Raw genomic sequence first — 25,999 nt, 5'->3', positions numbered from 1 at the left:
GTGCTCCTTAGCGTTGCCACTGGGCGCGCTTCAGCGACCAGACAAAGTCCAGTTTTTTGTAGCCGTCGAAAGCTGACGGCGGCAGCGGGGTTGTCGGGTAGACGATGCCGCCACCTTGCTTGATGGCGAAGTTGTAGTAGCCCTTGTCGTTCGAATAGGCAGCAGTGCCGTGACAGGCCAGGCAGGACGAGGTGTTCTGGAATGCCGACTCCAGTTGCGAGTTGGCCAGCACCTGGGTGATGGGCTGGAACTCGACCCCGATCAGCTCGTACTTCGACAGCGTCGGGTTGTTGGCCTGGAAACTGACGTTCACCGGTTTCGCGGCCGGGGTCGGCCCGGTGGTGTTGGTCATCGGTTTCGGTGTGGGGTCGTTGGTCACCGTGTATTTGCTGTTGTTGACGTTTTCGAAGGTGGTCCAGACCCAGTTGGCGTCCAGCTTGTTGACCACATGCAGCCCGCTCAACGCCGCATAGCCGACCTGATAGCTGCCGTCGTCCTGCCGGTAATAAGCCTGGCCAATGTAGTAACCGTCGTTGGCCAGGGTTTGCCGATAGGTCGTGTCCGAGCCGATCCACAGCCACGCCGCCTTCAACTCCCACGCGGTGGCCGGGAAGTTCAGGTTGTCCGCCAGCGCGGCCTGACCGTTCATGTTGTAGACCTGACGCGCCACGATGTAGTCGAAGGTGTCTTCACCCATCAACAGTTGAAAGCGCACCGGGTTGCCTCGCTGAGAGGCAGGCACGGCGCCGCCCATGTGCAGCGCCAGGCCATCGACCTGTTGCGTGGCATTGATGTTGTGGAAGGTCCGGTTCAAGTCCATCCCCAGCGTTCGGGCCTGTGTTATCACCTCGGTCGGAGGCGGCACGGGACTGGCGTAGGCGCCGGGCGCAGCGCCATCGGGCAGGTAGACCTGGTCCGAAGGCTTCATGGTTTCCCACACCCGGTTACTGGCCTGGGTGGGGCTGGACTGGTTCAGACAGACAAACCAGTTCCAGGCCATGGTTTCGGGACTCTGCTCGAACGCCGCCCGGGTCTTGGCAATGTCGGTTCCAAATTTCAGAAATTGATTGCAATCGAAACTGTTGGTGTCCTGTGCCTGAGCCAAACCGGCCAGTGCACTGAGAACGGTTATAGAAATGGCTCGCCGCATGGAAGCTCCTTGGCATTGGCCGAGTGGTGGTAGAGGTGCCCCAGAAAATGCTGAAGGAGCAGTTGTTTCACCGCCGTAGCCGCCAGGGTTTGCGGCAACGGCAGATCGCAATTGGTGATGAGCAACGGGCCGTTTTCCTCGCGCTCGGGCAGGCGTCCGTGACTGCCACGGACCAGTCCGGTGTCCAGCGGGATCAGGTCCATGTAGTAGCGAAAGCCGAGTTTTTTCTGCAGCAGACGGCGCGCGACTCTCAATTTCGGGAAGCGAATGGCCGGGTCGATGAACAGTTCCAGCGGGTCGTAGCCCGGCTTGCGGTGGATGTCGACGGTGCGGGCAAAGTCGGGCGCCTTGCGATCGTCGAACCAGTAGAAGTAATCGAACCAGTAACCGGCTGCAGCCACGGCCACCAGCTCGCCGCTGCGCGGGTGATCCAGCTGAAACGCCCGCTGTTCGGCCTTGTCCAGCACCTGCTCGATACCGGGCTGGCACTGCAGCAACGCTTTGACGCGGGGAATGTCCCGGGCGTTTTTCACATAGACATGGGCGATCTGATGATCGGCCACGGCAAAGGCTGCACTGGCGCCGGGGTCGAGCAATTCCCAGGTCAGCGACTGGCGTACTTCCAGCAAACCTTCCGAGCGCAGCACGCGGTTGATGGACACCGATTGGCTGACCGCTTCGATGCCGTATTCGGACAACAGCATCACCGCGGCGCCTTGCGCCTCGGCGAAGGTCAGCAGCCGGCCGACCTCATGGTCGATAGCCCGCACCTCATCGGCAATCGACGGATGCTCGGGCCCCACGCGCTGAAGGCTGTAGTCGAGGTGCGGCAGGTAGATCAATTGCAGATCGGGCCGGTCGAGCTGGAATTCGGCAATCGCGCAATCGACGATCCAGCGGCTCGACGCAATACCCGCCACCGGCCCCCAGAAACCCGGAAAGGGGAACTCGCCGATTTGCCGTTCGATGGTGTCGTGCAACGAAGCCGGTGACGAGTACAGACCGAACAGCTTGCGGCCATCGGCGGGGTAGTGAGGACGCGGGGTGATGGCGGCGTCCACGTCGGCGTACATGTTGTACCACCAGAACAACTGGCTGCAGCGAAACCCGGGGATCTCGCGCTTGAGCGTTTCCCAGACCTTTTCGCCCTGAATCAATGCATTGGGCTGCAGCCAGAACCGCACTTCGGCCTGATCGCGAAAGTACCAGCCGTTGCCGACGATGCCGTGTTCGGACGGCGGCCGCCCGGTGAGAATCGAGGCCTGCACCGACGACGTGACGGCCGGGAACACCGGTTGCAGGCTGGCCATTTTGGCGTTTTTCAGCAGGGCATTGATGTTCGGGGTCGCGTCTCCCAACAATGCTGGCGTCAGCCCGACCACGTTGATCAGCAGCAGCGGTTGGCGTGGTCGTTCAGAGGGCATCGGCGTACGTCTCCTGCGCTTGTGGTTGCAGCAGTTGCCGTTGGCGCAACTGCTCCTCGACCCATTTCAGTTCCGCAGCGATGCCCTGCAGTTGGGCGTGTTCGGTCGTCGGGCGCAATTGGGCGGGGAGGACGCCCCAGCTGTAGGTTTCCACCTCCAGCACAGGGCGAAACTCCCGATGGTCAGCGAGATAGTCGAAGGTCTGCGCCAGAGCTATCTGACTGCCACTCAGCTCGGGCAACACCAGCAGTTCGCTGAACAGCGGGATATGGAAATGAATACGTAACTCGGCATAGCGATCCGGGTGTTTCGCGCAATCGTCGAGAGCGGCAGGCAGATCGGCCCAGGCCACCAGGCGGTCCTGTGCGTCGCGCGCCTTCACTTGATGCAGGTAGGTGGTTTCGCAAAAGTCGCTCAAGGTCTTGAGGACTTGTTCGCGGCGGCTGTCGTCCGGGGAGGGCAGGCGACAGACCAAGGCATTGGACAGCTGGATCTTGCCGATCGGCACCCGCGCCTGACGCAGCCTGACCAGCGAGCGATAACAGTCTTCGAACATCACGGCCTGGTGGCAGACGTCAAAACACAGCGCCAGATAATCGTGGTGCGGATCCGTGATTTGCCAGCGGCGGAAGAAGGCGATGGCTTGATCGGTGTTTTCCAGCACGCAGTCAGGTTCCATCTCCAGGCAGAACAGGATTTTCTTGCCGGTCTCCCGATGCAGTCTGGCCAGTGACGTCGTGAGTTCGCGCAGTTGAAACTCCGCACGTTGTTGCAGCGTCGGGCTCCAGGTGGCGGCGTACCCCAGCGGCACGGTGGAAATCACCCCTTGATGACAGTCCGCCGGCAACGCCTGCGCAAGGATCTGCGCCAGTTCGAGGCTGTACGCCAGGCGCTTCGGCTCGGCCCAACTGGGCAGGTACACGGCGGCTTTCACTGCACCCTCATGAAACTGCCCGTAGGGGAAACCGTTGAGCGAGGTCAGTCGCAATCCACTGCGTTGCAGCAGGCCGAGGAACTCCGTACGTGCGGATTTCTGCTGTAACCCGGTGGCGGCGAGGGCGCTGATCCACAGTCCGCTGTCTTGTTCTTTCAGCCCGCGTTGTGTGCGCACACCCTGAAAGTGCTGTTCGATGGAGGCCTTCAGCCTGGCCAGGTCATGGGTCGGGTGCACGTTGCTGCAATACCCGACCTGCGCGGCAGCCCAACCCATGCCGGCACTCATTTGATCACCGGCTCCTGCCCGCGCAGGGCAGAGTTGTCCTGCCATTGCCGGCGCTGATCGATGGGCAGCGGGGTGCTGATCAGGGCTTTGTCCAGTTGGCCGCTCTGGGCGAAAAAATCCACCGGATTGTGGAACAGCACCTGTTCGACCTGAGCCTCGCTGAAGCCCGCCGCCGACATCGCCTGACCGGTTTTCGGCACTTTGAGCGGGTCGCTGATGCCCCAGTCGGCGGCGCTGTTGACCACCATTTTCTCGGTGCCGTACTCCTGGAGCAGGGCCACCATGCGCTGTTCCGACATCTTGGTGTTGGGATAGATCGAGTGACCGCGCCAGCAGTCGCTGTCCAGTACCAGCGGCAACGTCAGTTCGTTGAGGTGGTCGATGATCACCAGATGTTCATTGATCCCCACCTCGCGAATCACCGCCAGCGTGCGCTTGGTGCCGCCAATCTTGTCGCGGTGCGGCGTGTGCACCAGCACCGGCAGATTGAACTGTCTGGCCAGTTCCAGTTGCGCGGCGAGAAAGCGATCTTCCTCGGGCGTGATGTCGTCGTAGCCGATTTCGCCGACCGCGACGACGCCGTCCTTCACCAGATAGCGCGGCAAGATCTCCAGCACTTCATTGGCCACCGACAAGTCATTGGCCTCTTTGGGATTGAGGCCGATGGTGCAGAAGTGATGGATGCCGAACATGCTGGCGCGAAAGCGCTCCCAGCCCAGCAGGGTGTCGAAGTAATCAATGAAACTGCCGACACTGGTCCGGGCCTGGCCCTGCCAGAAGGCCGGCTCGATCACCCCGGTGATGCCGGCGGCGGCCATGTTCTGGTAGTCGTCGGTGGTGCGGCTGACCATGTGAATGTGCGGGTCGAAGTACTTGGGCATGGTGAATCCTCGTCAAGGGAAAAGAGACGTTGGGTATCAGTTCAGGTGGCTGCGCCATTCCGGCGGCAAACGTTGCTGTTGGTTCAGCTCGACCAGTCGCTGACGCTGCGCCGGGGTGAGCCGGTCGAAGGCAATCGCCAGGGGCAACCCGACGGACACCGCTCGGTCAGCCGCGAGTTGTTCTTCCAGCAGGTCGAGGGCCAGTTGATTGAGGGTGAGGCTGTGTCGCTGGCTCAGACCGGTCAGGCGTCGCACATCCAGCCCCATGCCCAGCGCCTTCAGCACCAGTTGGTGGAAGGCCCGTTCCGGGTAGTGACGTAACGGGTAGGGCGTATCGAGGGCGAGGGCGGCAAACACTTGGCTGTTGCTGGTGCGCCCGGCCTGCAACGCCAGTTCGACGCACACCCCGTGGCTGTCGAGCCAATCGAAGGCTTTGAGGACGGCGATCTTTTCCTGATCGTCGCCCCACAGAAAAAGCTGGCGCAGCAAGGACAATTGTCCGTCCTTGGAGGACTGTTCAAGGACCTGTGCCAGCAATAAGGCGCGCGCCAGCTGGATCAGGCTCCAGTGGCTGTCGGGCAGTGCTCGGTCTCGCAGGTGACGCTTGCACTGGCCGCTCAGGAGCGATGCAGTATTGGCGTCCGGTTGCCGGGCCAATTGTTCCTGTGCCTGACGCCACCAATGCAATTCGGTGTCGTCGAGTTGCCAGGTCAGGGTTTGATGGTGTTCGGCAAGGCAATCCTGGCGCATGCCGAGGGCCGCCATCGGCGGCGCAGTGACGTCCATGTTCATGTCGGTTTGATCCAGCGTTGAAAGTGTGGGAGCAGGAAAAACACCAGAACACACAGCAGGCTGCCCAATGGTTGATTGGCCACGGCCATCACCAACGCATCGAACAGTGGCAGCGCCGCGAGGCCGGCACCGATAAAGGCGCGCACCTTTCGATGCTGCGGGTTGGCAAGGTGCTGCCGGTAATGCCAGCCCAGCCAGCCGAGCCAGAGCAGCAACACCGGCCAGAACCACAGGTTGCCGGCGTAGATCGCCAGGGCTAGCGGGCTCAACATCAAGAGCAGGGGCAAGCGACTGAGCAACAGGTTGTTGTGCTCATTGCGCGCCAGGTAAGTCAGCCCGCTGATATAGACGCCCAGCAACATCGCGCAGAGCCAGATCGGCTCCGGCGGCACCGCCAGACTGGCCGCCGCCGTGAGGTACAGCGCCGAGCGACAGGCGCCCATCAACCACACGCTGTGGGCGTACTTTTTGTGCAGCACGTTGTAGCCAATGATGCAGCCCACCAACAGCGTGACGCTGGCCAGCAGCCAATGCGGCTGATCGATCAGTTGGCTCAGGCCCAGTACCGAGGCTGCTGCCAGTGTCAGCAACAACACAGTGGCGAGGCGCACTTGCTGGCGGCTGACCAGACCCAAAGTGATAGGCCGAGGATTGTGGTGTTGCTGATCCCAGTCGGCATCCAGCAGATCGTTCAGCAACATGCCGGCCAGATACAGCAGCGACAGGGTGAACAGCAGGAGAATCCACACCAGCCACGAGGGCGGCGCCAGTGCACCGGCGCTGCTGGCCAGCAGGGCGGCGGCCAGAGTGTTGGTCCACACCGTGGGCAGGTTGGAGACTCGGCCGAGGGTCAGCCAGGTCTTGAGGTTTTGCGGAGTCTGACTCATTTTGCGAAGCCCTCGCTCAGGTCGGGCACCGGCGTGCTGCGCACGGACAGCTTCTGCAGCGCCCGCTCCATCCGCGCGTCGTCGATTTCATGCAGGTCCACCGACTGGCCGATTCCGCTGAGCATCGGTATCGAGAGTTGTCCGCCGAGGTGTTGGCGGAACTCCTCCAGTCCGAGCAATACAAGCGGGCGACCTTGTGCATCTTTGAGGGTCAGTTCCGGTGGGCACAGGTTGAAGCCGAGCCGGGTCAACAGGCTCATCACCCGTTCACAGTTGACATCGCTCAACAGCCCGAGGGCATTGGCGTAAAGCCCGTCGAGGGCTATGCCCACCGCAACGGCTTCGCCATGGCGCAACCGGTGGTGACTGAGATTCTCCAGTTTGTGTGCGGCCCAGTGCCCGTAATCCAGCGGCCGTCCGTTGCCGCGCTCGAAGGGATCGCCGGCGCCGGTGATGTGCGCCAGGTGCAGTTCGGCGCAGCGGCGAATTGCATAGCGACTGGCCGGATGATCGAAACGGGCGAGGGCGTCGGCCTGTTGCTCCATCCATTCGAAGAATGTCCGGTCCTTGATCAGCGCAACTTTCACCGCTTCGGCGAGCCCGGCGATCTGGTCGCGGCGGGTCAGGCTGGTCAGCAACTGGAAGTCATTGATCACGGCCGTGGCGGGGTAGAAGGCGCCGAGCAGGTTTTTCTGGCCGAAGGCGTTGATGCCGTTTTTCACTCCGATGCCGGCGTCGTTCTGGGACAGCACCGTGCTTGGGACACGGATCAGGCGGATGCCGCGATGGAAGGTGGCGCAGGCGTAGCCCACGGAATCCAGCACCGCGCCACCGCCAAGGGCCAGTACGTAACAATGCCGGTCCAGCCCGTGTTTCAGCATGTCGGCGTAGAGCTGCTGCAGCACCTGTGAATCCTTGCTCAGTTCACCGGCCGGAACGGCAATCGGCGGTGCCTGTAAATGCAGGTCCGCTGCATGGGCGGCAAAGTAACCATCGATCTGATCCAGCAGGTGCGGCGCGCTTTTCAGTAGTTGCTCATCGGCGAACACCATCACCGTCACCCGACCGTTTCGCCGGGCGGTGAGTTGTTGATGCAGGCAGGGGTTGGAAGAATCGAAGAGGTGATCGGTGAACACCACCGGGTAGTCGTAACTGACCTCGAAACGCCCATGCAGCACTTGCCCGACGTCGTGTTTGCGCAAGGTTTTGAAGAGGCTGTAGCCAGCGATGAACAGCCCCGGCAACACCATGCTGGCGAGAATCGTCACCAGCAGCGCGTTCTCTTCGACGAGGAATGTACCGATGGCGCTGTAAGCCAGTGCCAGCCCGGCGTTGGCCAGGGTAGTGACCAGCAGAAATGCCCGCAGCGGATAACGCTGCATGCCGGCGGCCACCACCGAGGTTTCCGCCAATACCGGCACGCCGCGCAGGCAGATCAATGACAGCGTGCCCAGTCGATAGGCCATTTGCCCAGGCTTGCGCTGATGCAATCCAAGGCGACTGGACAGCATCCGGAAATATCCGGCACCCAATGCGTAACCCAATCCGGCGCCCAGACACAGGCCAATGAAGATCACCAGATAACCGCCGACGCTGCCGAGCGTGGCCACGGCCAGTAGCGCGACCACACTTGAAGGCACGGGCAATATAACGTCCAGCGCCAACAGGGCGATCAGCAAAAGCGCCAGGTTGAGTTGCTGGGTGGGGGAAGTCGGCAGGTACAGGTCGAGATGATTGAGGAAGTCCTGGATCTGCCGTTCGAATAACAGGAAGCTGGCAATCACCAGTGCTGCAAAGCAAAACAGTGACAGCCAGAAATGTCCGGCCGATGCATTTTTCGAGAGCGCACGATACCAACGGCTGTGCTTCATCAAGCATCCCTCTTGATTGTGATGACTGAGTTCCGTTCAGCAACTAAAGCAGCGTCTTACTTGTTTCAGAAGAATGAATGCTCCCGCCGGGAAGGCTGTTCTTATTATTCGGTGGATCGTGCCAGTGAGGATATTCATGAACCTAGACGGTTGTTGTGGTTTTGCAAGTCGACTGGGACGTGGTGTTTTTCAGAAAGTGTTTAGTAGGCGTGAGAGTGTCGCAATGTGCAGGATTTTGTTCGTGTATTTACATAGATTTTTCAACATGATGAGCGCTTTTGTTGAAGTGATTTAAATGCTGCTTAAACAGTCGGATGAGTAATTTTTTTCAACCAGGTTTGTTAGCAAGCTACTTAGATGGTGGCGATGTGGCATTATTTTGTTATTTAAGTTATTTCGACTGGCTATAAGCGTCCTTCATAGTTGAGTGATTTACTTGGTTAGTTGGCCTTTAAACTAGCAAGTTCACATTGAAAGAAAGATCCGGATAGAGGGTTGTGGGGGGCAGCTGTTTTCAATAGGTGTTACTGGGCTACCGTTCTGCACCTTTTCCGGGCTCGCAATGAGCCATCAGGTAGCAAATCCCGATCCTCGTGCCGGCAAATCTGATGGTTGTGCACGGCATCTTTTTTCCTTAATTCATTCAAATCAAACGCTTGGTGCATTGCTTCAGGTTTTGGCACGCATTCTGCTTTTGTGTATCCGTGGATTATTGGATACAAAAAGACAAAAGGTGCCGCCATGCAATTCGCTCCCGCCTTCGACCAGCGCCAACCGATGACCGCCGAGGAGGAGGCCTACAACTTTCTTCTGGAAGGCATCTGCGGCGGTCGTTACCGCAAAGGTGACCGGCTGATCGCCGAGGACATCGCCACTGAAATCGGCATGAGCCGGATGCCCGTGCGCGAAGCCTTTCGACGTCTGGATGCTCAGGGGCTGGTGACGCTGCGGCCCAATCGCGGTGCGATTGTCAGCGGTTTGGATGTCGAGCAAATGCACGAAGTCTTCGAGATGCGCAGCGCCCTGGAGGGACTGGCGATCCGGGTGGCGGTGCCGAAGATCAATGAGCGTCAGTTGCTGGCGCTGGAGCGACTGCTCGATGAAATGGATGACTACCGCGACGAGAGTGCGGCTTGGGTCAGCCGTCACCGCAAGTTCCATGAGTATCTGTGCAGTCTCAGTGGACGGCCTCGGCTGGTGAAGCAGATCAGTGCGCTCTATGCGCTGATCGAAGCCCCGATGCGCCTTTGGCTGCAGCACGTGGAAAAGCCGTTGAGTGCACGCCAGGAACACGTGGTGATCCTCGATGCGATACGCGCCGGTGATGCCGCCAAGGCAGAAGCGGTGGTGCGCGAACACATCGAAGGCACGGTGCCTGAGTTGATCAAGTTTCTGCAATCGGAACGATAACCACAGAGCGGGCAACGAACCCGCCAATGTTGTGACTTTGAGAACTGCCCCGTTACTAACCGAACTGGAGTGTCTGGTCATGCATACGTCTCGGCTGTTGTTGGCTGCAATTTCTCTGGGGCTCTGTACGCAGTGGGCGGTTGCCGCTCCTGCCGTACCGGAGCGTTTGCTCAAGGTCGACAAACTGACCTATTGCTCGGGCATGGATTCGCCGCCCCTTGTTTCCTTCGATGAAGCGCAAAAGCCAAAGGGCCTGACCGTCGATCTGGGCCTGGAGGTCGCCAAGCGTCTGGGGGACAAGAAGGTCGAGTGGCGGGTGATTCCGTTTTCCGGATTGCTACCGGCCTTGCTGGCCAAGCAGTGCGACATGATCGTCGACCAGTTGTTCGACAAGCCCGAGCGCCGCGAGGTGATCGACATCGTCAACTACATGTACTCCAGTCAGGCGGTGGTGGTGCCCAAGGGCAATCCGAAGGGGCTCAAGACCCTGGCCGATCTGAGCGGGCACAAGATCGCGGTACTCAACGGGTCGACCATCAAGACCTTGCTCGATACCGAGAATGAAAGCCTGGCCAAGGCCGGCAAGCCGCCGATGAAACTGGTGGTCTACAACACCGACACCGATGCATTCCAGGCCTTGCGGATCAGTCAGGTCGACGCTTACGGCACCACGGTGGAAACCGCCGGTTATTACGCCGCCATGGCCCCGGACCTGTTTGAGGAAGGCGTTCCGGCCTTCAGTCGGATCCTCACCGGCCTGGGTATTCGAAAGGATGATCCACAATTGAGTGCAGCGGTCCAGCAGGTGATCGCCGACATGCGCAGCGATGGCAGCTACAACCAGCTCCTGAGTAAATGGCATGTCTCCAGCGACACGCTTGATTGAGGTAGGCGTTGATGAACTTCAATTGGGATGTGTTCTGGCAGTACCTGTTGCAGCCCAGCGGGGTCTATCTTACCGGGCTCTGGCTGACTTGCCTGATCAGTGTGCTGGCCATGTTGCTGGGTTGTGTTCTGGGGTTGGCCGCGGCGTTGCTGCGATTGTCGAAGAATCCTTTGCTGCATCTGCCGGTGCGCTTTTATGTGTGGCTGATGCGCGGGACGCCATTGCTGGTGCAGATCGTCTTTCTTTACACGGCACTGGCGGCGGGCGGGATTTTCCGCTTCGAAGACATTCAACTGTTCGGGCTGATGATCCCCGGCAATATCCAGGCCGCGATCATTGCGTTGGGCCTCAACGAAGGTGCGTACATGGCCGAGATCATCCGTGCCGGTATCGGCGCCGTCGACAAGGGACAGTACGAGGCCGGGCGTTCCCTGGGCATGACCTTCGCCAAGCTGATGCGTCGTATCGTCTTGCCGCAGGCGTTTCGGGTCATCGTTCCGCCACTGGGCAACGAGTTCAACGTGATGCTCAAAAATACGACCCTGGTCAGCGTGATCGGCGTGCAGGAGTTGTTGCTCAGCACGCAAATGGTCACCTCGGCGACCTTTCGGGTGTTCGAGTTGTACCTCGTGGTGGCGATCTATTTCCTGTTGCTCACGACGCTGTGGGGCTTTTTCCAGCGCTGGCTGGAGACCCGCTTCGGCCAGTCGGATCGACCCTCGTCGCCGCCGCCGGCATCCAGCCGGATGTTCGGCCGCAGCACGCTGAAATTGTTGAGGGGACGTTAATCATGGCGCACCAGAGTGACGAGCTGATCATCGAAGCGCTGAACATTCACAAGTCGTTCGGCGACCTCGAGATTCTCAAAGGGATTTCCCTGCAAGTGCGACGCGGTGAAGTGGTGGTGCTGATCGGCGCGTCGGGGTCGGGCAAAACCACGTTTATCCGCTGCATCAATTTGCTGGAAGACATTCAGTCGGGACAGATCCGGGTCAACGGGCAGTCCATGGGCTATCGCACGAAGGCCGATGGCAGTCTGGTGCGGGATTCGGAGCGCAACATCGCCCGTCAGCGGCGGGACATCGGCATGGTGTTCCAGCGCTTCAATCTTTTTCCGCACATGACCGCACTGGAAAACATCATCGAAGCACCGATTCAAGTGCTGGGTGTGCCGCGCAAAGCGGCGGAGAAACAGGCGAGGGCGCTGCTCAAGCGTGTCGGGCTGGCGGAGAAGGCCGACCATTATCCGTCGATGCTTTCCGGTGGCCAACAGCAACGGGTGGCAATTGCCCGGGCCCTGGCCATGAAACCCCAGGCCATGCTGTTCGACGAGCCCACCAGCGCCCTTGACCCGGAAACGGTTGGCGAGGTCCTGCAAGTGATGAAAGAACTGGCCGAGGAGGGCATGACGATGGTGGTGGTCACCCATGAAATGGGCTTTGCCCGTGAAGTCGCCGACCGTGTGGTGGTGCTCGATCAAGGTGAACTGATCGAGCAGGGACCGCCAGAACAGATCTTCAGTCACCCCACCCACCCCCGTACCCAAGCCTTTCTCAGTCGCGTGCTGTGAGATTCACAAGGATATTGACGATGCGTTTATCAGGCATGTTTGCAGCCCTGTGCTGCGCTGCCGTGGTGCCCATGATTCAGGCTGCCGACGAGGTGGTGAAAGTCGACAACGGGTCCGAGTTGATTGCCCCCGACACCCTGAAAAACTTCGAAAACTTGCTTTGAAGAGCTTTTGCCATGCTGAAATTTTCTGCTCATGAGTATCCGTATCCGTCGCAACGTCAAAGCGTGTTTGCCCGTCGTGGCATGGTGGCGGCGTCTCAGCCTCTGGCCGCTCAGGCCGGCATCGAGATGATGCAAAAGGGTGGCAATGCGATCGATGCTGCCATCGCCACGGCTGCCGCGCTGACCGTGGTCGAGCCAACAGGGTGCGGGATTGGCGGGGACGCTTTTGCTCTGGTCTGGTTCAAGGATCAGTTACATGGACTCAATGCCAACGGCCATGCACCGGCTGCTTTGAGTATCGAAGCAGTCAGGGCCGATGGCCATGAACAAATGCCGCTGTATGGCTGGACGCCGGTGACGGTACCCGGCTGCCCGTCGGCCTGGGCCGAGCTTTCTCAACGCTTTGGGGTCTTGCCGTTTGCTGATTTGCTGCAACCGGCGATCAGCCTTGCGCGGGATGGTTTTCCGTTGTCGCCAGTGGTTGCCCATCAGTGGCAGGTTGCTTTGGATGAGTTCAGCCCTCATCGCGACGAGGTGCTGGACGCCTGGTTCGATACGTTCCTGATTGATGGCCGCGCACCGAGGGCAGGGGAGCTGTTTCGCAATCCAGCGCAAGCGCGGACGCTTGAAGCGTTGGCGCAGAGCCGCTGTGAAAGCTTGTATCGCGGCGCGCTCGCCCAACAGTTGGATGCTCATTCAAGGGCGACTGGCGGGTATCTGCGAGCTACGGATCTGGAACATTACCGTGCGCAGTGGGTGGAGCCGATCCACGTCAATTATCGCGGTGTGGATGTCTGGGAAATTCCGCCAAGCGGCCAGGGTCTGGTTGCGTTGATGGCGCTGAAGATTCTCGAAGGTTTCGAGTTCGATCATCGCGACAGTCAACAGACCTGGCATCGTCAGCTGGAGGCCATGAAACTGGCCTACAGCGATGGTTTGCACTACATCACCGATCCACTGCACATGCGCGTGGCGGTGGCCGATCTGTTGAGTGATGACTACAGCGCACGGCGCCGTGGGCAGATCGGCGATAAAGCTCAGCCACCCAAGCCCGGCGATCCTCACGCCAGCGGTACCGTGTATCTGGCGACGGCCGATGGGCAAGGCAACATGGTGTCGTTCATCCAGAGCAATTACCACGGCTTTGGTTCGGGTGTGGTGCTGCCCGACAGCGGTATTGCACTGCAGAACCGAGGGCAGGAATTCAGTCTTGATCCGGAACATGCCAACTGCCTGGCGCCGGGCAAGAAGACGTTTCATACGATTATTCCGGGGTTCCTGACCAAGGACGGAAAGGCACTTGGGCCGTTTGGTGTGATGGGCGGGTACATGCAGCCTCAGGGGCATGTGCAGATGGTCATGAACCTGGTGGATTTTGGATTGAACCCGCAGTCGGCGCTGGACGCTCCACGCTGGCAATGGCTGGGAGGGATGAAGGTGGGGATTGAGCAGGGGGCTTCGAGGGATTTGGCCAATGCCCTGGCGCGACGTGGGCATGAGGTGCAGATCGCCTGTGATCTGACCGATTATGGACGAGGGCAGATCATTCTTCGTGATCCGGTCAGTGGTGTGCTTTGTGGCGGGACTGAGCCGAGGGCGGATTCGCATATTGCAGCGTGGTAAGGCAAAGAGTGTAAATGTAGCGAACGTCTTCGAATATGTCGCAATTGTAGGTTAACTACACTAAATGAGTCTTTAGTTGAGCTAAGCAAAAACTGTGCTCAGTCAATGGAGAAGGTCATCAAATGAACGCCAAAGACGTGATTTCCGTCCTGGACCTCGAAGCTCACGTCGAGGGCGGCTATTTCCGCAGAACATTTCAGGCAGATCATCGAGACATGCTCGAAACCCGGAGCGGTCCACGTTATTTGATGACGTCCATTTATTACCTGTTGACCGAAGACTCACCGGTCGGCCAGTTTCATTTCAACCAGTCGGACATCCTGCATTTTTTCCATCTGGGCGACGCCATCGAGTACAGCCTGATTCATGCTGACGGTTCGTTGCAGACGTTGGTGATGGGCAGCGATGTTCTGGCAGGACATCATTTGCAATTGCACGTACCGGGCGGAATCTGGAAAGCCTCCAGACTGCTGAACGGCTCGAATGGCTTTGGTTTGATCAGCGAAGCCGTCTCACCAGGGTTTGATTTCGCGGACATGGAAATGGGAAATCGACAGAAGCTTATGGCCCAATATCCACAACACCGGGCGCTGATTGAAAAGCTGACGCGTGACGAGGATTGAGATCCGTACATTTGAAATAACGAGATCATCAGGCATCCATAGCCTTGGGGCGTTGCTGCAGATTGAAATCGTGTGTGCAACCGGGCTGGTCGCGTAATATTTTGTTACGTGTAATGTATATTATGTTAAACGATGGGTCATGTTAGAAATGTTCATGAGGCTCATAAGACACTGATTCGACAAACCCGCTTCTGGCATCCATTCTCTCAACGGGCCATGTTCTCCTGTTCATGGCGAGCCCTTGACTGAGGTGTCTGCCGATGAAGCTGATCCAGTGCCGGTTCTCTTCAGGTCAGCGTGTACCGCTGCTGGTGCAAGTTGGTGATGCCGCGCCGTTGCCCGTACTCATTCCATTCATCTACGTCCAACTAAAACTCAGGCACCGTGCTTACAACACGGCGGCGGCGCATCTGCGTGCGATCCAAGCTTTCTATACCTATGCCCAATGCCGAGACTTGGATATCGATGAGGCCATCTTGGCCTGCCACTTTGAGGCGATTCTGGCTTTATTGGACGGTTATGCCATCTGGCTTCAAAGCGGCCGTCAGGCCGATAATCTGGTCGCCCAAATCGGCAAAGCTGAAACGGCACCTTTTCTGCAGATTGATCCGCGTACCCGTGACCAATACTTGCAACTGCTGAAGCTGTACCTGTCCTGGTGTGTTACCCGTTACATCCCGCGTGCCCGTCAGAACTCAACCACCTTGGTTAACATCGAGACTGTATTTGCAGATGTCGCCGACGTCATTGAGCGGCGCTTTGAGAGCCATATCATCAACGTTCGGCAGGACCGCGCTCGTTACCGCAGCCTGACGGATACGCAACAAGAGATCATTCGCACATTGATTGTACCGGGCTACGCACAGAATCCGTTTCCGGCCCGAGTGCAGTTGCGCAATTGGCTGATGATTGAATTGCTGCTGGAGACCGGTATCCGTCGCGGAGAGCTTCTTAAGCTCTATACCACGGATATCAATCAGGGTTCTCAGCATGCTTATCTCACCGTCAATGACCGCGAGCATGACCCAGGTGACCCGCGCGCCGAAGAGCCTGCGTTGAAAACATACGGACGGACAGTAGGTCTCTCCGCGCAGCTGTATGAGGTTTACGAGCGTTACATACAGAGCGAACGCCGTCCCCAACGTAACGTCCAAGCACTTCGACCACAACGACAACAATTGATCGGGCGCGTCCGCGGTGCCTGAATGCGCTAGCGCAAGCACCTCGAAGGTCGATGCGACGCTTTGCGGCAAATCCAGCACCGATACCGCTTTTTTCCAGGCAACTCCAAGCCACCTCTTGCTCCGAATTCCAACTGATGGGCGCTGGTAGTTGGGCGATCTGACTTGGCGAAAGATGCCTGGTGGCACAGGTGAAGAAATGTTCTGCTTCGGCTGGGTGGATTTGCCATATGTGATTGGCGAATTCGACGAGATCAGCTTCAAGCTCGGCGGTCACACGTTTGGCAGTGATCATGGAATCAAGGGATGCCGCGCTTAGCTTCCTTGAGGTCACGCTGGCCGGCATTGAGCGCCTCCGTAAAGATCGCGTCAGGCATGTACCCGGGATGTACCTGGTCGACCGATGGTCATGTGTCTGCGAAATGCTGATGGAGCTGATTATTCTGAGCGGGGTAGCTGCCAGCTGCTCATACTGGCGCTTCCATCTGCCCACTAGGCTTTCAGCGATGCCGAGCGTCTCGGCGACATGACAAAGCGGCATGCCGGCAAGCACCTGGTCGGCCGCTTTGCGTTTGAAGGATTCGGGAAAACGTCGTCTGGTCTGGGTCATGAACACTCCTTGCGGTGGGCATTATCCACCTTAAGTCAGTGCCCACTCAGCCCGGGACAGACCAACATGAGACAACAGCAACACCCAGCGAAACGACCTGCACTGCTAAACGATAGAGCATGTCGTAAAATTTTCATGTCCCATCTGCGGTACCGCACATACATCAGTGTTATGGCGCATCTGAGCGCGCTCCAGGCTTTCGGTATTTATACCGGTTGCAAGTGGCTGTATCTGATCGACAGCGGTCGTTCCTGAGCGGCAGACATCAGACAGAACGGGCCGTTACACAAATGGGGGCAAGCAATGGGAGATTTGCGAAGCTGTGCATCAGATAATCGGTGAGTTTGTGGGTAGTCGAACCCAGGTAATAAGCAAACACCACATCTGCATTCAAGAATTCTCCCCCCACCACACAAGATTTTTCTTATTCCTATCCCCTGCCCTGATTCCTAGAATTTCCTCGCGCTGCATCACGGCGCTATTTGCCTGATCTAACACTGCAAGGAAGTTTTATCTCCATGAAAGCAATTAAGTTTCTGATGCTGTCCACGGCTGTGTGCGCCATGACCGGCACGGCGATGGCGGCTGACGGCACCATCAATTTCACCGGCGAAATCGTCGCGGCGTCATGCATCGCGTCAGCCGGCGCCGGTTCCACGGTGGGCGGTGGTGCTGGTCAGCAGATCGTTGACGTGAATCTCGGCAAGGTCAGCATGGACGCCATCAACGGTGCGGGCGAAGGCAACATCGCAGCCGGTACTGCCATCAACCTCAACCTGGACTGCGGCAACACCGCCGCCGGCCTGACCACCGTCAAGTTTGGCTTCGACCCGATGTCCGGCTCCGGTGTCGATCCAAAAAACAACAGCCTGCTGAAGATTACAGGCAGTGCCGAGGGCGTGGGAATCGGCATGTTCGACGACAACAACCAACTGATCAACATGTCCGGCAACGAAACGTACTCCGCCCCATTGACGGTCCAAGGTGAAGGTAAGGACGCTAAGTATTCCGCCGATTTGCGCATGCGGGCCTCTTATGTGGCCAACGGTGCCGAACTCAAGCCAGGTACTGCCAACGGCACTCTGCCTTTCACCCTGACGTACGAGTAAATCGTCCAAAAAAGAGGGGCTTACACGCCCCTCGTTTTCTGCGAGTCGCTGATGAATACCGGTAATTTCGTTCGTATCTGTCTTTTACTAACACTTTCGATGCTGTCCGATGCTTCCGACGCGGGCATTCAAGTGGGCGGCACGAGGATCATCTTTCCGGCGTCCAGTCATGAAGCCTCGCTTCAGGTTCGAAATGAAGGCAACGATGACATCATGATCCAGTCCTGGATCGAGGCTGGTCCAGGTCAGGCCGATCATGAGATTCCGTTTGCAATCACTCCGTCACTTGCGCGCCTGGGCCACCGTAAGCAACAGACGTTGCGGATTTTCTACCAGGGCAAAGGGCTGCCGGAGGACCGAGAATCGGTGGTTTGGGTAAGCGTGCAGGAAATCCCTCAAGTCAGCAGTTCCGAGAACAGCCTGCAAGTGGCTTTTCGTCAGCGCCTGAAGCTGTTCTACCGCCCCAACGGGTTACCAGGGAACGCAGAAGAGGCCGCCGGAGCTTTGAAGTGGAACATTCTGAGAACCGCCGGCCAAGCCGTATTGCTGGCGACCAATGACTCAGCCTTTCATGTTTCTTTCGCGAAAATGAGCGTGACGATCGGCGAAAAAGAATACCCACTGGAGCCCGCCATGATCGGTCCACGAGGTTCCCAGAAAATGGCCATCAAAGGATTACCTGCCTCACTGGGCGGGGATGCCCGGGTCGTTTGGGAATCGATCAATGACTACGGCGCACTTATCGAGCACACGGCTTCGATCAAGTTCTGACGCTGCTCCCCTCTCCCGCTTCACCCTCGTTTCATCCGCGCACGTCTTGGGATATGCATCCCAGGATTCCTCGTGCACAGGAAGTAGTGTTTTGACGGAAGTTTGGCCTTATTCCATGCAAATCAGAAAATACAACAGGAAGTCTCGGAAGAAGCGCGCCCAAAAACGCTCAGGCAAGTATCTCTCCTGCCTGGCCGCCGCGAGCATGTTAAGTGCCTCGGCGGCATCCGCCACACAATTCAACCCGATGTTCCTCAAGGACAAGGGAGCCAAGGTCGACTTGCGGTTCTTCGAACAATCCAATGGTGTCGTACCGGGCGACTACAGTGTCGACGTATATCTGAACCAACGCCTGGAACGACGCCAGGACATTTCCTTTATGGCCGACGAAGACACGCCCAATGCTGATGCACGGCCGATCCTGAAATTCGGCATGCTGCGCGAAATGGGCGTGGACGTTGAGCGGCTGCAGAAAGAAGGCATTGTTTCCGAGCACGTTACGGACGACGAATCGGTCAATGTGCTGCGTATCGAGGGGGCGACGGTGGAGATGGATGTCTCCCAACTGGCTCTCTACATCAGCGTACCGCAGGCTTACATCAAGCGCCGCTCACGCGGCTACGTCGATCCGTCTCTGTGGGACGAGGGAATTACCGCCGCCTTCAGTAACTACCAACTGAACTTCAATCGCAACAATGGTGGCGGTTTCAAAAACGATTACGGCTACTTGGGTTTGCGCAACGGGTTCAACATCGGTCAATGGCGCCTGCGTAACAATTCGTCGTTCAGTCAGAGCACTGGAGCATCACGCACCTTTTCCAGCAACCGTACCTATCTGGAACACGACGTTACCTCACTCAAGAGCCGCTTTGCAGTCGGGCAGCTCTATACCAATGGGGACATCTTCGACAGCAGTCGTTTTCGCGGGATTCAGCTCGGTTCGGACATCGGCATGCTGCCCGATGACGAGTCGGGTTATGCGCCCGTTGTACGCGGCATTGCCGAGACGCATGCCACTGTTGAAGTGCGCCAGAACGGCTACGTCATCTATTCCACGACGGTCTCCCCTGGTGCCTTTGAGATTCACGACATCTATCCGGGTGGCTCCAACGGTGACCTTGAGGTGACGATCATCGAGTCCGATGGTCGCGAGCGCAAGTATACGCAAGCCTATTCCTATCTGCCGGTCATGGTGAGGCGAGGCACGTTCCAGTACAGCCTGTCGTTGGGCAAGTACAACAACGAAGGAATGAAGTCACCTCACTTGATGCAGGGCACGGCGGTCTATGGCGCCACCGACAACCTGACGACCTACGGAGGCTTGCTCGCCGCCGAAGATTACAACGCTTTCAACTTTGGTCTTGGCCTCAACACCGGCCTGGGCGGGATGTCCTTGGACATCACCAATAGTCAGTCTCAACCGGCTCACGGCGAGGCGAGTACCGGCCAGAGTGTACGTTTTCTCTATTCAAAGACACTTAACAGCACCAATACGACCTTCACCATGGTGGGCTACCGCTACTCCACTTCGGGTTATCGCACGCTTAGCGAGCATATCCAAGAGATGAGCGAAGTTGATCAGCAGAACTTCATCAGCAGTCGCCCCAAGAGTCGACTGGACCTGAACATCAATCAGAACATCGGAGGTCACGGTTCAGTGTTTGTCAGCGCGGGAGAGACCAGTTACTGGAATCGCGCCGGCAGCACACAGCGCCTGCAATTGGGTTACAGCGGTAACGTCGGTGAAGTCACTTACAGCATCACCGCTTCGCACACACAGGATGGGGGACGTTCGCATGAATCAGACAATCAGCTCGCTCTGTCGGTGAGCTTTCCTTTTGGATCGCGCTCTCGGTCGCAGCGCGTGTACAGCAATTTCACCCGCTCGGGCAAAAGCGACGACAGCCTTCAGACCGGGGTTTCGGGGTATCTCGACGATAACGGCCGGCTCTCGTACTCCGCCCAGGCCGACGTCTACGGCGATCAACGTTCACGCAGTATCGGTATTGGGTGGGATGCGCCAATGGCCAAGGTTGCCGGCAACTACGGTATGTCTGGTTCTGCACGTCATATGGATCTGTCTGCATCGGGGTCGGTCGTTGCTCACAGCGGCGGCGTCACCTTTGGCCAACCGGTGGGAGAAACCTTTGCGCTGGTGGAGGTGCCGGGAGTCAAGGGCGCCAGTATCAACGGTGCCGCGTCGCATACAGACAGTGCCGGATACGCCATCGAGAGTTACGTTCAGCCCTATCGCTACAACGATCTTGACCTGGACACCCAGACTCTGGGCACTGACGTTGAGGTCACCGAAACCTCAGCCCGCGTCGTGCCGCGCCGTGGGGCTGTGGTAAAAGCGCATTTCGATGCTTCGTCCGGCCGGCGCGTGCAGATCGACCTGGTCCTCCATGACGGGAAAAAGCTGCCGTTTGGCGCCCAGGTAGAAGACGAAGGCGGCAAATTACTGGCCGTGGTCGACAACCAGTCCCGTGCCCTGGTCTTCGGCATCAAAAATGAAGGCTGGCTGAAAGTTAAGTGGGCTGACGGTGTCTGCTCGGCTCCCTATCGACTTCCCCCTCAAAACATTGCGTTGACTTATGACCAGATGAATGTCATCTGCGGTCAGCAGGCTGATCAAGGAGTGAAAAGTTGAAGTTTGCATTACATATCGTTGTAGCATTTTTATCCATAGTAGCCAGTACTGTCGCCACTGCAGACAACACAGCTGGGTGCTGGTGGGCACCACAAACGACAAATCAAAGGAAATTTTACTTCAGTTTAGCTATGACTCCTAAGACGCTGAATCTCGCGCCCATTGGTCAGCGCATGAGTTATCAAGCATTTAACTTGCAAAATTTGAACAGCAGTATTGACTTCAAGTGCCCAGCAAAAATAAACCCCATTCATTATAACTATACAGTAGACGCGCCTTTGGAGGATGGTTACGACGATGTCTATCGAACTAATCTACCCGGCATTGGAATTCGGCTTGTAGATTTTAGATTGAAAAAGTCTCTACCTTTTGAACTTAGCTACATCAATGCTGCGAGACAGGTCGGTAGGTTACCAGATCCTTTACATGTAGAACTCGTACGTACAGCCCGTGACATCAAGAAAGGCGACCTCAACTTAAACATTAAAATACATGCTCAAGTTGAAGACTGGGACGCGGCAGAAATAGAAATTGTTGGCCAGGTAGAGGTTATTTCCAGTAAATATTTCTCAGGATGCACCGGTGAAAAACGTCAGGACATCCCACTTGGCAGAGTAGCTATTCCACTTCTCGAACAGCAGACGCCCCGTACAGTAGGCTTGAGCGTACTGTGCAGTGGCCTTCTCCCGGGATCGAATTTGCCCGTGAAAGTATATTTTGAAGGTAATAACGAAGGCGCCGGAATGCTCAACTTGACCCCCGGGGGAGCAGAAGGCATTGGTGTCGCCCTCACCACCCCTGCGGGAATAAAACTTCCGTTTAGTAAATGGGCCGGGTTACCTATGCAATGGATAAAAAGTGAAGAAGATGGCGAGCGTTATACGTTCGAGTTCAATGCAAAATATGCGCGTAAAGGCAGCGCCAAGATAACACCCGGCAGAGCCGATGCGGTTTTGAATTACATCCTCGACTACAACTGATTGGATGATGTTTACAAGTCGGGCACCGATCGCTCGACCGGCGTTGATCAGGCGGCAAAGTCACGGCTCGATGACGAAAGCCAGCCGGACAGGCATTCAACAGGCATCGGACGGGCGCAAAGATATCCCTGTCCGATCCTTACCCCCATCTGCGCAAGGCACAAACGCTGTTCTTGCGTTTCAATGCCTTCAACAACCAGCCGCATACCCAGCTCACGTGCCAACAGGACAGTGGCGCGGGCGACGCTTTGATGCTGCGAGGAACGAAGAACCTCCCGCGTAAACTCGCCGGCCAGCTTGATTTCGTCAAACGGCAGTTGGCACAGACGATACAACGAGGAGTGCCCCGTACCGTAATCATCGAGTGACAAACGAACCCCAAGCTGACGAAGGCGGAGGATGTTCTGCGCGCATCGCGCGCTCGCGATTGCCGGGCCGTCCTCCGTAATCTCGAAAGTCACCAGCGACAACGACATTGGATGTTGTTGCAAACGTGCGATCAAAGCACTGACCCACGTTTCGTTCGCCAACTGATTAAGGCTGAGATTGAATGCAAAACCCAATACGTGGCCCTGATTACGCAACTCGACCTGAGCGGCCAAACCTTGATCCAGCAGCGCGAACAACAAGTCGTCGAGCAGGCCTTCGCGAGCCATCGTCGAGATGAACGCCGCGGGCGTCAGCATCCCGCATTCGGGATGCTGCCAGCGCGCAAGGACTTCCACCGAAAGAATGGCGTTGCTGACAATATCGAATTTCGGCTGTACAAATGCCCCGAATTCCCCTTTTTGCAATCCTCTGCGGATCTCGTCTGCATCGGGAGCAACCGTACGGTGTGGTTCATCATGGGTAGGTCTTGGAGGGGAGAATACTGTGAACATGTGCAAGAGAACCTGGCTCAAATCATTCGCAAAGGGTATGCGAGTCATCGCCCACGTCCTCTAAGACGCGTCTTGAATTCTACCAAGACAAATCTGTTCCTCAGCTCACCTCAATGGGGTTGCAGCGACTGACTTATGCTCTCGAGAGATTCGAGAAGCGTCTGCCCTGCCTCGAGCAGTTCCTGAGTGATTGCTCTCGCCGAAAGTTCTTCCATCTCGACACAGCGCTCCAGAAGTACCTGATGATTGAGCAGATAAGCCGTACCTTTCAGCTTGTGGGCGATGTTTTGAATCGCAAGTGTGTCTCCACTATCCAGCGCCTCACGCAGCGCAATACTTTCCCTCTGATTGCTCCTGCACACCTCCTCGGCCATCCTGGTACGAATATCCTGGGTCCAGGATGTCCCGTCCGGCACGGGTGATTGATCGTTTCCAAATTTGGGAATCATTTGGTTGAGTACTGCCAGGTTCGTCGGCTTGGCTAGCGTGTAGTCCATTCCGGCGTCGGTGCAGGCCTGCTGCACTGACCGCTGCGCATCGGCGGTGAGACCAATGATCAGGCACGGTTTGATTCCTTTGCCCTGCTCCATCCGGCGCAAGGCGCGGGTCATTTCAAGACCGTCCATTTCCGGCATGTTGCAGTCAGTAATCACGATGTCGACATCATGCTCGCTCCATACCGCAAGCCCTTCCAAGCCATTGTTCGCGGTAAGCGGACGATGCCCCAAATAACTTATCTGCTGGACGAGCAAATATTGACTCGGCAGGTGATCCTCGACGATCAGGACCGTAAACAGCTCCTCAGTTTTCCGTGCAGCTCCCTTGCCCTCCTCATGCGTTGCCGCAGAATCGACCACCCTGTTCAGGTCGAGCGAAAAGCTCATGCGAGTACCAGTGCCCAGTTCGCTTTGCACTTGCAGAGTGCTCTGCATCAATTGGCAGAGCGCCTGACTGATTGCCAGCCCCAACCCAGCTCCGGAATTGGAATCGCTGGTCGCACCATCGACCAGGTAGAACGGCTTTAAAACTTGATCCAGATGAGCCGGTGGTATACCCATCCCGGTGTCACTGACTGTGATCTGAAAACTCAAGATGGAGTCTCCAACCGAGTGCACCGAGCAAGAAAGATCGACATTCCCGAGTTCGGTAAACTTAATAGCGTTACTCAGCAGATTTGAAACGATCTGTTTGACCTTAACTGCATCCATCCACACTTGCTCTGCGGCAAGCGAGTCAAGATTGAGTGTCAGGTTCAACCGCTTTTGCCTTGCAAGTCCGGAGAAAACATTGCCTACCGACTCCAGCACATCTTTCATTCGGGCCGGCTCGGGCGTCAGGGTAAGTTTGCCTGATTCGATACGCGATATATCTAGAATATCGCCGATCAGGGCAAGCAAACCGATTGCCGATTCATAGGCGATGTGCACCGACTGTTGATTTAGATCGATATTGCTCTTGCGTGTCAGTACCAGCTCCAGCATGCCGATAATGGCATTGAGCGGCGTACGGATTTCATGGCTCATGGTCGCAAGAAACACCGTTTTGGCTCGACTGGCCCGATCTGCTGACTCTTTGGCGATTTGCAATTCATCGAGCAGCAACTGACGCTGTTGGAGATCCTGCCGCTTGCGCAGGATGCGCCGACGCTGAGCAAAAATCAGCAGGCCTGCTACAAGCAGCAGCCCCGCTAGAACCTCCAGAGAACGCCAGAAGCTCGACCTCAGCCCCTCCCAATATCGGTCATCTGTCGCAGAGTTGGCGCGCCATCGACCGATGATCTGCAGGTTCTTCCTAGGCGTGATATCCAGCATCGCCTTATTAAGAATAGAGATGAAAAGCGCTTGATCCCGAGGTGCCGCAAATACGATTCGTGCCCCGGATCCATTGACGACACCTCCAACTCTCAAGCTGTTTTCATATTTATAGGAGAGGTAGTAACGCGCTACGTGCGCCGGAGCCAAAACTCTGTCGGCGTCACCGTCACGTACCAGTTTAAAGGCCTCACCTATGGTGTCAGTCTGCTTAAAAACCAGGTTCGGGTATTGGCTGCCGAGCATACTCAGGTCAGCATAACCTTTGGCGACTGCAACGATAACCTGGCTTTGCGAGTCCAGGTTTGCCGACGCATCCTCCTGCCTCTCTACGAACAGATAGGGTGCAAAAGTCAGCGGACGAGTATGAAGAAATCTGGACGAATCCGCAGATGATTCGGGTAGAACACTTAGAATCGTAGCCCCATGCCCCAGTTGAGCCGCAGCCTCGCTGATCGAACTGACACGATGGATAGTGAAACGAATCCCGGCTTTGCGCCGGATAATGTCCAGCACGTCCGACGCGATACCATTGAAGCGCCCGCGGCTGTTAAAAAATGCGTAGGGGGCAAGATCCTCGCTGACAACCAGATGCACATCTGAAGAGCGATCTAGCCATTCACGTTCAGCCATGGAGAGCTGATCGCGAAACTCGCTGAAGTTGCAATCCTCAGTATCTCCCCAGAGGTGCTGGGCCTTGATGATCTCGCAGCGGGTAAGTCCGCCCAGTGCTCGATCAAGTATGCCTTGCAGCATATCGTTGCCCGGTTTAAGTCCGAAACCGACGTCCACTTCCGAAAGCTTCGCGCTCTGGTTGACTACCAATTGGCTACTGAATATTTGGCTCGAGAGGTAATGAGTGGACAGCGTATCCCCGAGAAAAACCTGGTTCTCCCCTGTTAGAACCGACGACATCGCCAACAATGCCGATGGGTAATGTTGAAACTGTCCGCGCCCCCCTACACTCTGGAAGAGTTCCAGCATCTTGCCGTTGGCGACTGCAATCTGAGTCTGCCCATCGTCAGCACTATATTCATGCAAATCCCCGGCCTCGGAAAACAGCGCCAGCTCTGTCACGACATAGGGTGAGCTGAGACTCATGCCCTGATTCTGCGCCATCAACCGAGTGACGTTGCTGACCATGTCGATGGTGCCGTCACGCAAGGCGCCATACATGGCAGCACGCGTTTCAAAAGAGCGCAATTGAACTGCCACACCCAGCTCTCGTTGCAGCGCCACCAAATAATCGGCCATCAGGCCTTCGAATTTCTGATTCTCTTCGAAGATGCGATAAGGCGGCAGCGGATCTTCAAAAACGCCGACCACCAACAGTCCTTTCTGCGCAAGCCACTGCCTTTCCCTCTGAGAAAGCTGGACTTTAAGATCGTCAAGAGGTTGTCGGGCGATTGGGCTCAGGTCTCGGGCGTACGACGGACTGCCGTAGCTGAATATCAAAAAAAGCACAAACGACAGGGTTAGCAGGCAGATTTTCATCGTAAGGTG

General features: G+C 57.1%; 21 protein-coding genes and 1 pseudogene. 12 read left to right on the top strand and 10 right to left on the bottom strand.

The genetic code is table 11. The features are described 5' to 3' along the window. Positions 1 to 7: 7 nt before the first annotated feature. The 7 genes from NE357_RS14530 to NE357_RS14500 are packed head-to-tail and all read right to left on the bottom strand — an operon-like array spanning position 8 to position 8,227. Entirely contained in the window at positions 8 to 1,150 is a 1,143-nt protein-coding gene (locus tag NE357_RS14530) for a hypothetical protein (RefSeq protein WP_169430453.1), read from the bottom strand. Next, a complete protein-coding gene (locus NE357_RS14525) occupies positions 1,129 to 2,574 on the bottom strand; it encodes an alkaline phosphatase family protein (RefSeq protein ID WP_169430452.1) in 1,446 nt (481 codons plus the stop codon). Before NE357_RS14525 ends, NE357_RS14530 begins: the two co-directional genes overlap by 22 nt. Beyond that, complete coding sequence (eboE, locus tag NE357_RS14520) at positions 2,564 to 3,796, bottom strand: metabolite traffic protein EboE (RefSeq protein WP_169430451.1); 1,233 nt, start codon at positions 3,794 to 3,796, stop codon at positions 2,564 to 2,566. The genes NE357_RS14525 and eboE overlap by 11 nt, the downstream gene beginning before the upstream one ends. Beyond that, complete coding sequence (locus tag NE357_RS14515) at positions 3,793 to 4,677, bottom strand: TatD family hydrolase (RefSeq protein ID WP_169430450.1); 885 nt, start codon at positions 4,675 to 4,677, stop codon at positions 3,793 to 3,795. Before NE357_RS14515 ends, eboE begins: the two co-directional genes overlap by 4 nt. 36 nt (positions 4,678 to 4,713) lie before the next feature. Then, complete coding sequence (locus tag NE357_RS14510; RefSeq protein ID WP_169430449.1) at positions 4,714 to 5,469, bottom strand: EboA domain-containing protein; 756 nt, start codon at positions 5,467 to 5,469, stop codon at positions 4,714 to 4,716. Further along, positions 5,466 to 6,356 (bottom strand): UbiA family prenyltransferase, encoded by an 891-nt coding sequence (locus NE357_RS14505; RefSeq protein WP_169430448.1) that lies wholly within the window; start codon positions 6,354 to 6,356, stop codon positions 5,466 to 5,468. Before NE357_RS14505 ends, NE357_RS14510 begins: the two co-directional genes overlap by 4 nt. Further along, the gene (locus NE357_RS14500) at positions 6,353 to 8,227 is read right to left on the bottom strand and encodes a 3-dehydroquinate synthase (RefSeq protein ID WP_169430447.1); all 1,875 of its coding nucleotides are present in this window, start codon (positions 8,225 to 8,227) and stop codon (positions 6,353 to 6,355) included. Before NE357_RS14500 ends, NE357_RS14505 begins: the two co-directional genes overlap by 4 nt. Positions 8,228 to 8,968: 741 nt before the next feature. Here NE357_RS14500 and NE357_RS14495 point away from each other — a divergent pair. The 8 genes from NE357_RS14495 to NE357_RS14460 all read left to right on the top strand — a co-directional run bounded on the left by NE357_RS14495 (position 8,969) and on the right by NE357_RS14460 (position 15,708). After that, complete coding sequence (locus NE357_RS14495) at positions 8,969 to 9,637, top strand: GntR family transcriptional regulator (protein ID WP_169430446.1); 669 nt, start codon at positions 8,969 to 8,971, stop codon at positions 9,635 to 9,637. 79 nt (positions 9,638 to 9,716) lie between these two features. Beyond that, the gene (locus tag NE357_RS14490; protein ID WP_169430445.1) at positions 9,717 to 10,523 is read left to right on the top strand and encodes an ABC transporter substrate-binding protein; all 807 of its coding nucleotides are present in this window, start codon (positions 9,717 to 9,719) and stop codon (positions 10,521 to 10,523) included. 11 nt (positions 10,524 to 10,534) lie between these two features. Next, the gene (locus NE357_RS14485) at positions 10,535 to 11,311 is read left to right on the top strand and encodes an amino acid ABC transporter permease (protein WP_169430444.1); all 777 of its coding nucleotides are present in this window, start codon (positions 10,535 to 10,537) and stop codon (positions 11,309 to 11,311) included. Positions 11,312 to 11,313: 2 nt separating this feature from the next. Continuing rightward, the gene (locus NE357_RS14480; protein WP_169430443.1) at positions 11,314 to 12,093 is read left to right on the top strand and encodes an amino acid ABC transporter ATP-binding protein; all 780 of its coding nucleotides are present in this window, start codon (positions 11,314 to 11,316) and stop codon (positions 12,091 to 12,093) included. Between the two features lie 20 nt (positions 12,094 to 12,113). Further along, positions 12,114 to 12,257, top strand: a complete 144-nt coding sequence (locus NE357_RS14475) for a hypothetical protein (protein WP_249314289.1) — start codon at positions 12,114 to 12,116, stop codon at positions 12,255 to 12,257. A gap of 12 nt (positions 12,258 to 12,269) precedes the next feature. After that, positions 12,270 to 13,880, top strand: a complete 1,611-nt coding sequence (locus NE357_RS14470; RefSeq protein WP_169430442.1) for a gamma-glutamyltransferase family protein — start codon at positions 12,270 to 12,272, stop codon at positions 13,878 to 13,880. A gap of 122 nt (positions 13,881 to 14,002) precedes the next feature. After that, positions 14,003 to 14,503, top strand: a complete 501-nt coding sequence (locus tag NE357_RS14465; protein WP_169430441.1) for a cupin domain-containing protein — start codon at positions 14,003 to 14,005, stop codon at positions 14,501 to 14,503. Between the two features lie 260 nt (positions 14,504 to 14,763). Further along, on the top strand, positions 14,764 to 15,708 hold the full coding sequence (locus tag NE357_RS14460; protein ID WP_249314287.1) for a site-specific integrase: 945 nt from the start codon (positions 14,764 to 14,766) through the stop codon (positions 15,706 to 15,708). 478 nt (positions 15,709 to 16,186) lie between these two features. On the opposite strand, the pseudogene NE357_RS14455 reads toward NE357_RS14460, so the two are convergent. Then, a pseudogene (locus tag NE357_RS14455) lies at positions 16,187 to 16,294 on the bottom strand (hypothetical protein); the annotation flags it as partial. 518 nt (positions 16,295 to 16,812) lie between these two features. On the opposite strand from NE357_RS14455, the gene NE357_RS14450 reads away from it, so the two are divergent. From NE357_RS14450 to NE357_RS14435, 4 genes are all read left to right on the top strand, one after another. Continuing rightward, positions 16,813 to 17,403 carry a fimbrial protein gene (locus NE357_RS14450; RefSeq protein ID WP_234205282.1) on the top strand — a complete coding sequence of 197 codons (591 nt, stop codon included), beginning with the start codon at positions 16,813 to 16,815 and terminating at the stop codon, positions 17,401 to 17,403. A 51-nt stretch (positions 17,404 to 17,454) separates the two neighbouring features. Further along, positions 17,455 to 18,174, top strand: a complete 720-nt coding sequence (locus tag NE357_RS14445; protein ID WP_169430440.1) for a fimbrial biogenesis chaperone — start codon at positions 17,455 to 17,457, stop codon at positions 18,172 to 18,174. Between the two features lie 205 nt (positions 18,175 to 18,379). Beyond that, a complete protein-coding gene (locus NE357_RS14440) occupies positions 18,380 to 20,824 on the top strand; it encodes a fimbria/pilus outer membrane usher protein (protein WP_169432646.1) in 2,445 nt (814 codons plus the stop codon). Then, positions 20,821 to 21,804: a fimbrial protein gene (locus NE357_RS14435; protein WP_169430439.1), complete on the top strand. Its 984-nt coding sequence runs from the start codon at positions 20,821 to 20,823 to the stop codon at positions 21,802 to 21,804. Before NE357_RS14440 ends, NE357_RS14435 begins: the two co-directional genes overlap by 4 nt. 47 nt (positions 21,805 to 21,851) lie before the next feature. Here NE357_RS14435 and NE357_RS14430 read toward each other — a convergent pair whose 3' ends face one another. Together NE357_RS14430 and NE357_RS14425 are read right to left on the bottom strand one after the other, a co-directional pair. Beyond that, entirely contained in the window at positions 21,852 to 22,685 is an 834-nt protein-coding gene (locus NE357_RS14430; protein WP_169430438.1) for an EAL domain-containing protein, read from the bottom strand. 110 nt (positions 22,686 to 22,795) lie between these two features. After that, positions 22,796 to 25,990 carry an ATP-binding protein gene (locus tag NE357_RS14425; protein WP_169430437.1) on the bottom strand — a complete coding sequence of 1,065 codons (3,195 nt, stop codon included), beginning with the start codon at positions 25,988 to 25,990 and terminating at the stop codon, positions 22,796 to 22,798. Between the last annotated feature and the right edge of the window lie 9 nt (positions 25,991 to 25,999).

It is taken from the genome of Pseudomonas sp. G7(2022), assembly GCF_052660475.1.
The sequence above is the reverse complement of the archived record's forward strand: the minus strand, read 5'-3'. Positions and strand labels throughout refer to the sequence as shown.